The organism is Larkinella harenae (genome assembly GCF_054780515.1).
In genome coordinates this window covers 1178086-1189515 of record NZ_BAAGWE010000001.1, presented here as the reverse complement: position 1 = coordinate 1189515, position 11430 = coordinate 1178086, and the positions used below count along the sequence as shown (strand labels likewise).

General features: G+C 51.2%; 9 protein-coding genes. 4 read left to right on the top strand and 5 right to left on the bottom strand.

Going from position 1 to position 11430, the window contains the following annotated elements:
* Nucleotides 1-20: 20 nt before the first annotated feature.
* From ACYVH9_RS04830 to folK, 3 genes are read left to right on the top strand one after another with little or no spacing between them, the layout of a single operon-like run.
* Complete coding sequence (locus ACYVH9_RS04830; RefSeq protein ID WP_460635164.1) at nt 21-803, top strand: TspO/MBR family protein; 783 nt, start codon at nt 21-23, stop codon at nt 801-803.
* A gap of 54 nt (nt 804-857) precedes the next feature.
* Nucleotides 858-1904, top strand: a complete 1047-nt coding sequence (locus ACYVH9_RS04825; protein ID WP_460635163.1) for an AAA family ATPase — start codon at nt 858-860, stop codon at nt 1902-1904.
* A 3-nt stretch (nt 1905-1907) separates the two neighbouring features.
* Nucleotides 1908-2399 (top strand): 2-amino-4-hydroxy-6-hydroxymethyldihydropteridine diphosphokinase, encoded by a 492-nt coding sequence (gene folK, locus ACYVH9_RS04820; RefSeq protein WP_460635162.1) that lies wholly within the window; start codon nt 1908-1910, stop codon nt 2397-2399.
* Between the two features lie 27 nt (nt 2400-2426).
* Here folK and gatC read toward each other — a convergent pair whose 3' ends face one another.
* Genes gatC through purH form a run of 3 tightly spaced genes read right to left on the bottom strand, consistent with a single transcriptional unit; the run spans nt 2427 to nt 4978 of the window.
* On the bottom strand, nt 2427-2714 hold the full coding sequence (gene gatC, locus ACYVH9_RS04815) for an Asp-tRNA(Asn)/Glu-tRNA(Gln) amidotransferase subunit GatC (protein WP_460635161.1): 288 nt from the start codon (nt 2712-2714) through the stop codon (nt 2427-2429).
* Nucleotides 2715-2721: 7 nt separating this feature from the next.
* The gene (locus ACYVH9_RS04810; RefSeq protein WP_460635160.1) at nt 2722-3459 is read right to left on the bottom strand and encodes a lysophospholipid acyltransferase family protein; all 738 of its coding nucleotides are present in this window, start codon (nt 3457-3459) and stop codon (nt 2722-2724) included.
* Between the two features lies 1 nt (nt 3460).
* On the bottom strand, nt 3461-4978 hold the full coding sequence (purH, locus tag ACYVH9_RS04805; RefSeq protein WP_460635159.1) for a bifunctional phosphoribosylaminoimidazolecarboxamide formyltransferase/IMP cyclohydrolase: 1518 nt from the start codon (nt 4976-4978) through the stop codon (nt 3461-3463).
* Nucleotides 4979-5212: 234 nt separating this feature from the next.
* Between purH and ACYVH9_RS04800 the strand changes: the two genes are divergently transcribed.
* The gene (locus ACYVH9_RS04800; RefSeq protein ID WP_460635158.1) at nt 5213-6193 is read left to right on the top strand and encodes a pyruvate dehydrogenase complex E1 component subunit beta; all 981 of its coding nucleotides are present in this window, start codon (nt 5213-5215) and stop codon (nt 6191-6193) included.
* A gap of 49 nt (nt 6194-6242) precedes the next feature.
* On the opposite strand, the gene ACYVH9_RS04795 is transcribed toward ACYVH9_RS04800, so the two are convergent.
* Both ACYVH9_RS04795 and ACYVH9_RS04790 read right to left on the bottom strand, forming a co-directional pair.
* On the bottom strand, nt 6243-7775 hold the full coding sequence (locus tag ACYVH9_RS04795; RefSeq protein WP_460635157.1) for a SusD/RagB family nutrient-binding outer membrane lipoprotein: 1533 nt from the start codon (nt 7773-7775) through the stop codon (nt 6243-6245).
* Between the two features lie 98 nt (nt 7776-7873).
* On the bottom strand, nt 7874-11050 hold the full coding sequence (locus tag ACYVH9_RS04790) for a SusC/RagA family TonB-linked outer membrane protein (protein ID WP_460635156.1): 3177 nt from the start codon (nt 11048-11050) through the stop codon (nt 7874-7876).
* Nucleotides 11051-11430 lie beyond the last annotated feature (380 nt).

Genomic DNA, 11430 nt, shown 5'->3' with positions numbered 1-11430 from the left:
AAACTGTAAACCCGTTTGTTATGAAAAGTGATAAAATTCAACAGATACTGGTTGTTTTCATAATCATTTCAACCATCATCATGAATTACCTGTCGAACGCGCTGCCGTTTGGCGGGCAAACCAACGGCCAGGTTTCGGATAAACATTTTACGGATTTCACCCCGGCCGGTTTTGCTTTTTCCATCTGGGGCGTAATCTACCTTGGTTTGATCGGTTTTGCGGTTTACCAGGCTCTTCCTTCACAACGAACCAATCCACGGTTTCGGGCTATCCGACCGCTGGTGATGCTGAACGGTTTGTTTAACAGCTTATGGCTGCCCATTTTTCAAAATGAATGGCTTTTTGTTTCCGTTCTTTTCATCATCGGTATTTTATATACGCTCTATGGCATCAACTTCGGCCTTCGGTTGAATGCGCCGGAAGTGCCTACGGCAGAAAGCTGGCTGGCCCGCGTGCCGTTTGGACTGTATTTTGGCTGGGTAACGGTGGCGACCATCGCCAATATTTGCGTCTGGCTCGAATCCAGCGGCTGGAACGGTTGGGGCATTAGTGGACCTGTATGGGCGCAAATTTTGATTGGTACTGGACTGGCTATTGGACTGTTTGTCTTTTACCGGATGCGGAGCTTCTCCTACCTGCTGGTTTTTATCTGGGCGTATGCCGCTATTGCGGCTGGTCAGCAGGGCAACGGTTCAGTGCCGCTGGTGGCCATTGTCGGTGCTGTTGTTGCAGCCATCGTCTGGATTATCCGTTTTTTTCAACGTCCGCACTCCCCATCGCACCCGGCACCTTCCTTCCATTAAACCCTTTTATACGGTTTTTTTGCAGGTTTGCGCGTATTGAGCGAAATTTACGGCATGTCATGGAAGCTACCTGCCGATCAGTATAAGTTCTCGCCCGACGACGACGATTTCCCGAATGTGTATTATTTCGTCCACCAGTTTGGGACGTTTCCGAACCAGCTTATCTGCCGCCACCAATTTGAAAATACGCTGCCCGATTTCCTGACGCAGCAGCAGTTTGTCAAAGTTCACGAACGAACCGAGCTGTTTACCAAGCAGGAAGAGCATTCGTTCTGGTCGCATCCAGACGGCATTTTGCTGCGGTTGCATTATCTACCCGCCATGAAGGCCTATTCCGTACTCGGCGGCTATACCAACCGTGCAACACTCGATCGGGTGCTGACAGGGCTGGATGCGCATAAGATCCCTGATCCGGATAATTCGCTGGGCAAGGTCGGACTTATTACGCAGCAGTATAACGAACTGGTGGTGGAAGAAACGCAGCTCAAACTGTTGCCACTTGAACTGGAAAAACATTACAACGACGACCTGGTCCCGGTTTACGAAAAACTAACCACGCGGCTCAATACAACGGGTGAAAAAGGACTGATCATTCTGCATGGTAAACCGGGAACCGGAAAAACCAACCTGATCCGCCACCTGACTACGCAACTTTCCAAACAGATTCTGGTATTGCCACCCCAGTTGGTTGAGGTGATGACACAGCCCGGTTTTATTCCTTTCCTGCTCGAACAGCGAAATTCCATTCTGGTCATTGAAGAAGCCGAACAAGTGCTGACAGACCGCGAAACGGATGTCCGGAATGCGGCCGTCTCGAACCTACTCAACCTGACCGATGGCCTGCTGGCCGACTGCCTGGCGATTCAGATTATCTGCACATTCAATACCGATATCAACCGGCTTGATCCGGCTCTGCTGCGGAAAGGACGGCTGATTGCCCGCTACGAATTTTTGGAACTGGCGGTTGAAAAGGCGAACCGTTTGTTAGCGGAGCGGGGCCTCGAATACCGTACGACCCAGCCAATGACCCTGGCAGATATTTACCACCAGGAGGAAGAGGTTCATTTTACCAAGAAGAAAAACCGCCCCATTGGCTTTTGATGCATGACTACGTATACGGTTTTTCTGCTGTTGGGTGCCAATCTGGGCGATCGGGCCGCAACCCTCCACCAAGCCCGGGAATACATTCAAACCGACGTTGGACCAGTATTGGCGCAATCAGCGCTTTATGAAACCGCTGCCTGGGGCGTTACGGATCAACCCGCTTTCCTGAATCAGGTGCTGAAAGTACTGAGCGTTTTCCCGACAGAAGAAATTCTGTCCAAGACGCAGGCCATTGAAAACCGTCTGGGTCGGGTCCGGCGCAACAAATGGGGCAGTCGCATCATCGACATCGATTTACTCTACGTTGATCACCTCGTTCAGCAAACCGAAACGCTGACGATTCCCCACCCTTTTTTGGCCGAAAGACGGTTTACGCTGGTGCCCCTGGTAGAAATAGCGCCGGAGTTTGTTCACCCGGTTTTACAAAAAACCAACCGACAATTGCTGGAGCAATGCCCGGATACGGGCGAAGTCCGGAAGTGGACGCCGTAGCAGCCGGGCGTCCACCAACTAACTTTTCTATTCGATCACTTTCGGAACCAGAAAATATTCTCCGGTTTTATCCGGGGCATTTTGCAGCGCCTGTTCACGCGGCAGTTGGTTGGCAACCACGTCCTCCCGCAACACATTCAGCTCCGCCGAAATATGCGTCAACGGCTCAACGCCCCGGGTATCGATCTCGTTGAGCTGTTCCATCCAGGTCAGCACGTCGTTCAGGCTCTCGATCAGGGGCTGCTCCTCCTCGGGCCGCACGTCAAGTCGGGCCAGGTGGGCAATTTTATGCAAGGTTTCGTGATCGACTTTCATAGGTTTTTCAATTATTGACCGCAACGCGGACCGACTGGTTCATCAAGGATTCATCAATAATCCGGTACGTTTCTTCCTTGAGCCGCTCAATATCGGCCTGTGTCAGCCCTTTGGTTTCAATAGGAGGATGCACCACCGCCCGCAGGGGTCGCCAATGCATCCGGGGTTTCTTTTTGTCCGGAAAAATTTCGTGGTTGTTCAGCAACGAAATCGGTACAATTGGCACCTGCTGCTGAATCGCCATTGTAAAGGCACCGTCTTTGAACGGATGGAACATTTTGGGCGGGTGTTTGGCTCTGATGCCACCTTCCGGAAAAATCATGATACTGCGGCCACTTTTTAACGTCCGGATACCTTTGGAGAGCGAATACGCCCGGCTGTTGGCCTGGCTCCGATCCACCTGAATGTGCAGCTTGGCAAACATGTATCCGAACAGGGGTGCTCGCTTTATGCCACTTTTTCCGACAAACGCGTAGTAGTTCCGGAGAATCAGGCCCATCACGGCAATGTCCAGATACGAAAAGTGATTCGCACAAAACACATACGTTTTTTTGGGGTCGGGGCGATACCGGTATTCAATCTGAATCGGCATGCCGATCAGCCAGAAAAACAACCGCCCCCAAACGTAATTCATTTTATGCGCATACGGTTTCCATTCTTCCCGTTGCAGAAAAATAAACATGAACGGAAACAGCACAATAAAGAGTGCCAGAAACCAGAACCCGCACCAGATTGTGTATAACATATTAATGTTTGAAATGGCGAACGCCCGTAGTCACCATAGCCATGCCGCGCTGATTACAAGCATCGATGCTGTCCTTGTCGCGGATGGAACCACCGGGTTGCACCACCGCTGTAATGCCCGCTTCGCCGGCAATTTCAACGCAATCGGAGAAGGGGAAAAAGGCATCCGACGCCATTACTGCTCCTTTCAACTCAAAGCCAAACGTCCGGGCTTTTTCAATAGCTTGCCGGAGCGCATCGACACGGCTGGTCTGGCCGACGCCACTCGCCAGCAACTGCCCGTCGTTGGCCAGCACAATGGTATTTGATTTGGTATGTTTGCAGATTTTCAGGGCAAACTCCAATGCGCGTTGTTCACTGTCGGTCGGGGTTTTCTCCGTCACCGTTTTAAACTGGCTGGCGGTTTCGGTCTGATTGTCTTTATCCTGCTCCAGCACACCGTTCAGCAGGGTTTTGAACATTTTGGAGCTAAACTCAACCGGTTTACGCTTCAGCAGAATACGGTTTTTCTTGGAACTCAGCAGTTTCAGCGCTTCGTCGTCAAATTCCGGCGCAATCAGAATTTCCATGAACAGCTTGTTCAGTTCTTCCGCCGTAGCCAGATCAACTTTCGCATTGGTGATGATGACCCCACCAAAGGCCGAAACCGGGTCGCAGGCCAGCGCGTTCAGGTAAGCCTCCTGGGCCGTGGGAGCCGTTGCCACGCCACAGGCATTGGTGTGCTTAATGATCGCAAACGTGGTATCCGTAAACTCATCAATCAGACTCACGCAGGCATCCACATCGACCAGGTTGTTGTACGATAATTCTTTTCCGTTCAACTGCTCAAACAAGGCGTTCAGGTCGCCGTAGAACGTTGCCTGCTGGTGCGGGTTTTCGCCGTAGCGCAAAGATTGGGAAGGCAATTTACGGAAATCACCGGCATCGGGCGTCGAGCTCGCAAAGTAGTTATGAATGGCCTGGTCGTAGCCCGATGACATGGCAAACGCTTCTTTGGCGTAGCGTCGACGGTCTTCCAGGTCCGTAGCTCCCTGTTTCTCCGTGAGCAGGTCTACCAGATCGGCGTATTGACTCCGCGATGAAACAATCAGAACGTCTTCGTAATTCTTGGCCGCAGCCCGAATCAGTGAAATACCGCCGATGTCAATCTTTTCAATAATATCTTCGTCGGAGGCTCCGGATGCAACGGTTTCTTCAAACGGATACAGATCAACCACCACCAGGTCAATTGGGTTAATATCATGACGGCTGGCCTGGGCCACATCCTCGGCCAGATTGCGACGGTAAAGAATACCGCCAAACACGACCGGATGCAGCGTTTTAACCCGACCGCCGAAAATGGAAGGATAGCCGGTGATATCTTCCACTGCCGTTACCGGAATGCCCAGTTGCTCGATGAACGTCTGGGTTCCGCCCGTTGAATACAACAGAACACCGTTTTGATGCAGCAGCCGAACAAGGGGCTCCAGACCGTCTTTGTAATAAACCGAAATAAGTGCTGATTGAATGGTCTTCGACATAAAGAGAACAATTTCTCTGGTTAAATGCCTGCAAAGATAACCGAAAGGTTCGGAACGGAGACTTCGGATTGAAAATGTGTGTATAACTTTTTGGAATTCCGGGCTAAAATCAGGTAATGCCGCCCATTGATACCCCTGGTTTGATCATGGTGGCGCAATCGAATTGTTCTTTTAGCCCGTTTTGCCTATTTTTGACCGTTTATTTACAAGGCGATAACTACTAACTCACACACGATGAGAGAAATACAATTCCGCGAAGCCCTTCGCGAAGCCATGTCGGAAGAAATGCGCCGGGATGAGAAAGTCTTCCTGATGGGCGAAGAAGTGGCTGAATACAACGGAGCATACAAAGTCAGTCAGGGCATGCTCGACGAGTTTGGTCCTCAGCGGGTCATCGATACGCCCATTGCCGAACTAGGTTTTGCCGGTATTGGTGCCGGAGCCGCCATGAACGGTTTGCGGCCCATTATCGAATTCATGACATTTAACTTCTCACTGGTTGCCATCGACCAGATCATCAACGGTTCGGCCAAGATCATGTCGATGTCGGGTGGTCAGTATTCCAACCCCATTGTGTTTCGTGGCCCAACCGGAAACGCCGGGATGCTGTCGTCGCAACACTCCCAAAACTTTGAGAACTGGTACGCCAATACGTCGGGGCTTAAAGTGGTTGTCCCGTCGAATCCGTACGATGCCAAAGGATTGCTGAAATCAGCCATTCGCGACAATGATCCGGTTATTTTCATGGAGTCTGAACTGATGTACGGCGACAAAGGCCAGGTTCCGGAAGAAGAATACCTGATTCCGATTGGCAAAGCCGACATCAAGCGGGAAGGAAACGATGTGACGATTGTCTCGTTTGGTAAATTCATGAAAGTAGCCCTGCAAGCTGCTGAAGAGCTGGCCCAGAAAGGTATTTCGGCCGAAGTGATCGACCTGCGTTCGGTGCGCCCCATCGACTACGCGACCATCATCAACTCCGTTAAGAAAACCAACCGGTGTGTGGTGGTTGAAGAAGCCTGGCCGCTGGCTGCCATTTCGTCTGAATTAACGTACAACATTCAACGCAACGCCTTCGATTACCTGGACGCACCGGTGATTCGGGTCAACAGCCTGGATTTGCCGCTGCCCTATGCCCCCACGCTGATCGAAGTAATTCTGCCCAACGTGAAGCGCACGCTGGAGGCCGTTGATGCGGTGATGTACAAGAAATAAGAAATTCTGGTAAACAAAAAGGGCCGCAGATGCGGCCCTTTTTGTTTACTTACTGCTTATCCCACCAAACACGAGTATCCAGGTTATCCGGACCCTGACGTCCAATCACCACATCCAGGTTAGCCTTGTTGACGGATTGCTCCGAATCGGGGTAAGAAATCCGGTTGATGAAATTTCCCTTGATTTCCTTACCGGGATACGGGTTGGGCGTCAGCCTTGGAAAACCGCTCCGCCGGAAATTGGCGAACGCTTCCGGACTATTCAGGAAAGAAGCGAGCCAATACTGCGTATTAATTTGCTCCAAACCGCTGGCGGCAACATACGGGCGTTTCTGTAAATAGGCCGTGATCGCAGCCGCCGGAACCGCCGAATTGGCGTCGGCATCACCCAGTTGCTGCATGTGTGCCGCTACACCTGCCGCGTAGAACTCAGCGGCACTCCCCGTAATCCAGCCCCGTTGGGCGGCTTCGGCCAGCAGCAGCTGCGACTGAGCCGCCGTCACCATGAACGTTGGCGCATCAAGCCGGGCCAGACGCGTCCGGTCTACCTGCGAATAATCGTAAAAGCTAGCCAGTTTGTCTGCCGTGGCCTGAGCCGGAATCGTACCGTTGTCAAAACCGAGCGGCATCCCGATCTGCACGGATGGATCGCGGTTGGCGCGGGCCGCTGTTTGTTCAGCCCCACTTTTCGCCCCAACGTACCGTACCGCAATCGCAGCCAGGCGCGGATCTTCATTTGCCCGCAGGTAATCGACAAAATTGCGGGTCAGGTAAAAGTTGGCCGCTTCCGTTGAGTTGAGCGTTCCCCCAACCGGATTCTGGTAGTTCGGGTTGTTCCGAATCAGGGCATTGTCGGCGTTCGCCGTGATCACTCCGCCCGCAAACGCTTTGGCCGCCGTTGACTGAGCCAGCGTCGGATTCACTTTGGAGAGCCGCATTCCGGCGCGCAACAACAGCGAATTCCCCAGTTTTTTCCACTTCGGAATGTTCCCGCCGTACATAATATCGCCGGCTTCGGTGGGTTTACTCGCATCCAGAGCTGCCGTAGCTTCGGTCAGCTCTTTCAGCAGATCATTGTAAATACTTTCCTGCGTATCGTATACAGGAGTAACATTAGCCCCCAGAAAACCCAGCCCAGCCTGCGAATAAGGTACATCGCCGTAGCTATCCGTCAACACCATCGACGCATAGGCTTTCCAGATCCGGGCCATGTTGTACAAATTAGTCCGGTTGGCATCGCTTTTGGTTTTATCCATCACATCCACCAGATACCGAATGACATCCCGGTAATACCGTTGCCAAATTCCGGTATTGGCCCCGGTAGGCCCCCGGTTATCGATGTTGTAATTTCCCCCCGCCACAATTCCCGAATTAGGCGTAAAAATCTGCTGGACAATCGCACTTTCGAATACCAGTGTCTGCCCCGGAAAGGTCGAGTTAATCATCGCATTGTTGAACGTAAACAACGGATTGAGCGACGTTGCTGCCGTTGGGTTGACATTCAGCTCATCAAACCCTTTTTCACAACCGCTGACACCCAGCATTACCGCCACTAATGGTATATATAGGAATTTCTTTTTCATGACAATTGGTTTTTGGTTTACGATTTTTGGTCTATAATTCAGGCCGTTCTGCACGGATGGTTAAACTAAAAACTATAGACTTTAAACGCTAAACCGATTTAGAATCTAACATTCAGGTTGAAGCCAACACTACGGGTGGTAGGCAAACCCGTCGATTCGAGGCCCATCAGGTTATCGGAACTGAAACCGAATTGTTCGGGGTCGATGTTCGGCACCCATTTTTTCAGGATCGCGACGTTGTTAGCAACGGCACTCAGGCGAATTCCTTTGATAAACAGGCGGCTGGGCAGCATTTTCGTAAAGTCGTAGCCCACCGAAATCTGGCGAAGTTTCCAGAAACCGGCGTCGTAAACCACCTGCTCACCCAGGCTTTTGGAGCGACCCACCGAGTAATAATCCTGCACAAAAGCCCGAACGGCATTGGCTTCGCCCCGCTCGTTGACACCCGCGCCCACCATTTTATTATCCGCGTCGCCCCGGCCAAGCAGCGTTTCTTTCTGCAAACCGTGCCGGAAAGCATTGAGGTTCGTTCCCGAGATCATTTTGCCGCCGAGCTTGAAATCTATCAGGAACGACAGGTTGATGCCTTTGTACGTAAATGAGTTGGTAATCCCGCCCATGTATTTCGGCAAAGCTGAACCAAAGGAGATCGGCGCGTTTGTCCGCACGGGCAGACCGTCCCCGCCGTGAATGATCCGACCTTGAGCATCGCGCTGGTAGCCAAACGTATACAACTGGGCCAGCGGCTGGCCAACGACATGCCGCAGGTCACCGACGTAAATACCGTTCCCCACCACAATCTGTTCACCCGGCGTATCGGTTAGCAACCGCAGCAGTTTCGTCTCATTGTAAGAACCGTTCAGTGTAATGTCCCAGGAGAAATCTTTCGTTCGAACGGGTGCTCCGGTGAGCAGCAATTCAACACCCCGGTTACGGCTTTGACCGCTGTTAATCAACGTATTGATATACCCCGACGCATCGGAGGTCTGAGCCGCTACAATCTGGTCGCTGGTAATCTTGTTATAGTAGGCAAAATCCAGCCCAAGCCGGCTGTTAAACAACTTCAGCTCAAGACCAACTTCCGCTTCAGCCGTCCGACTTGGTCGCAACGTTGCATTGGGAACCGTACCCGAAGTGATGTTACCAACGGGTTGGCCCAGGCCCGCCGGGTTCGGGAACAAATTCGCATTTACGCTGTAAAACAGGTTGTTGGAGTACGGTGCCACGTCGCCATCGCTACCCACCTGCGCATAAGCCGCCCGGATTTTCCCAAAATTCAGCCAGCCGGGCAGGGTGTTGAAAGCCTGCGAAAAGACAAAACTTCCCGTAACGGACGGATACAAAACACTGCGCTTGCCCGGTGCCAGGGTCGAAAACCAGTCATTCCGCGCTGTGACGTTCAAAAATAAAAACTCATTATACGATAATTCGGCGGCTCCGTACAACGAATTAACTTTCCGTTCGCTCAAACCGTAGGTTGGATCTTTCACCCGGCCATTTTGCGGAATATAAAGACCCCGCACGATGAAATCCGTTACCAGTACGCTGTTTACATCACTCCGGCGATAGAGTTGGTTGCCCCCCAGCGTGACATCTAAACCCACCTTTCCAAACGTACGATTCAACCCAATCAGGAAATCGGCGTTGATCTCGCGGAAACGACGTGCTTCCTGAACATAAGCCCCGTTTACAAAACCGGCTGGAGCAGCCGCCAGCGATGCCTGGCCCGTTGGGAAGTTATAATCCTGATCCCGCGACCAGAAATCCTGGCCAACGCGGCCCTGGAGGTACAGCCAGTCGGTGAAATTGTAGCGGGCCGTCAGGTTGCCCAACAGCCGGTCGCGCCGGATGTTTTCAAATTTCTGGCTCAGGACAAAGTACGGATTGGTACGGTTTTGAAACCGCGACCAGATGAATTCATTCCCCGTTGCCGGATTGATTTGATTAGCCTCCAGCACATCGAGCGGCATGGAATTCGACATGGTGTAAACAACCGTCGGCGTACTGTTGTCCTGCTGCGCAATCTGGGGCGGGTTTTTGTTGTATTCGTTCGAGTAGTTCATGGTTCCGGTTACGGTCAACTTACTCGAAAGATTGTAGCTAAAGCCCAGGTTGATGGTTTTCCGGTTGAAGGTGTTATTGGGCGTAATGCCTTTGTTGTCCGTATTGGAAACCGACAAGTTAAAGCCGCCTTTTTCACCACCCGATGAAACCGAAACCGAATTGGTCCAGGTGGAGCCGGTACGGTAAAATTTCCGGATGCGGTTGCGCACGGGTTCGTACGGAACCGTTATCCCGCCGAACAGAACCTGGGTTTGTCCATTGAATTTTTCCCCAAAGCTCCAGACGCCGGTCGTTGGATTCGGAGCGGTGGGCCGAACACCGTATTCGCCCTGACCATATTCATACTGAAAATCCGTAAAGTCCAGCGGCTGATCGGCCGTGAAGTTCGTGTTGTAAACGACGCCGATGCCCTGTCCGCTGCCTTTGGTTTTGGTGGTGATCATGATGACGCCGTCTTTGGCCCGCGATCCGTACAGGGCCGCAGCCGTTCCGCCTTTCAAAACCGTCATTCCTTCGATATCATCCGGGTTGATGGACGACAGACCATCGCCCCCGTCGGAGTAGTTACGATCCCGGCCAGCAATGGAGCCATCGCTACCGGTATTTCCGTTGTTCTGGCCAAAGTTGGTATTATCAATCGGCACACCGTTCACAACAATCAACGGGTTGTTCTGGCCGGAAAACGACGATTGTCCCCGAATCCGTATTTTACTGGTTCCGGCAGCCCCGGTACCCAGGCTGGAAATATTCACCCCGGCCACTTTGCCCTGCAGGGCATTCATAAAATTAACCGTACGGTTGGTAGTGATTTGTTCGGAGCTGACGTTGGCCGTTGCGTACCCCAGACGCTTGGCTTCTTTTTTAATCCCGAGCGCCGTTACTACGACTTCATCAAGGTTTTGTAACCCTTCTTCAAGAGTTACTGTCAACACCGTTTGGTTCCCCACGGCCACATCACGCGCCATGAAACCAATAGAACTGAACACGAGGGTGGTATTGGCCGGTACATTGAGGGAAAATTTCCCACTTGCGTCGGTAGTCGTTCCTACCGTTGAATTCTTAATTAAAATCGAAACCCCGGCGATGGGCTGTTGATCTTTACCGGACACCACAGTACCGGTTACCTGTCGGTTTTGCGCCTGAGCACCCAAAGCTACTATAGCTATGAGCCAGATAATCAGCAGGCTTCGGAGGAAAGTAGAGTAATACATAAAAGAAATTAAAAATAAAGATGGCAAATTTAAGAAGGGTGTGGCCGCTACTCGTATAAGGTGTCTTTCAGACACTTTTGGCGTAAATTGCATCATCTTTTATGATATTACAAGGTATTCTTTCAATATTTCAAACACTGGTTATAAAAAATATGATTTAATAACAAAATACAGAATTATATCAAATGATATCTGTATCATATATTAAAACCAATGCCAGACACCCCGTAAAAAAATCAAATACTGCCTGTTTGGCTCATTCCTTCTAAAAAAAAGGAAATACCCTTGCTAATTGAAATCCCTTTCTATTACTTTCAGTTTAAATTCAGGTTCGTATGAGTTATTTCCCGGACAAGTAACTGGAGTTCTTATTAAAGTAA

Coding starts and splice junctions, on each gene's coding strand:
- ACYVH9_RS04830 (WP_460635164.1), top strand. CDS start 21: ATGAAAAGTGATAAAATTCAACAGATACTGGTTGTTTTCATAATCATT.
- ACYVH9_RS04825 (WP_460635163.1), top strand. CDS start 858: ATGTCATGGAAGCTACCTGCCGATCAGTATAAGTTCTCGCCCGACGAC.
- folK (WP_460635162.1), top strand. CDS start 1,908: ATGACTACGTATACGGTTTTTCTGCTGTTGGGTGCCAATCTGGGCGAT.
- gatC (WP_460635161.1), bottom strand. CDS start 2,714: ATGAAAGTCGATCACGAAACCTTGCATAAAATTGCCCACCTGGCCCGA.
- ACYVH9_RS04810 (WP_460635160.1), bottom strand. CDS start 3,459: ATGTTATACACAATCTGGTGCGGGTTCTGGTTTCTGGCACTCTTTATT.
- purH (WP_460635159.1), bottom strand. CDS start 4,978: ATGTCGAAGACCATTCAATCAGCACTTATTTCGGTTTATTACAAAGAC.
- ACYVH9_RS04800 (WP_460635158.1), top strand. CDS start 5,213: ATGAGAGAAATACAATTCCGCGAAGCCCTTCGCGAAGCCATGTCGGAA.
- ACYVH9_RS04795 (WP_460635157.1), bottom strand. CDS start 7,775: ATGAAAAAGAAATTCCTATATATACCATTAGTGGCGGTAATGCTGGGT.
- ACYVH9_RS04790 (WP_460635156.1), bottom strand. CDS start 11,050: ATGTATTACTCTACTTTCCTCCGAAGCCTGCTGATTATCTGGCTCATA.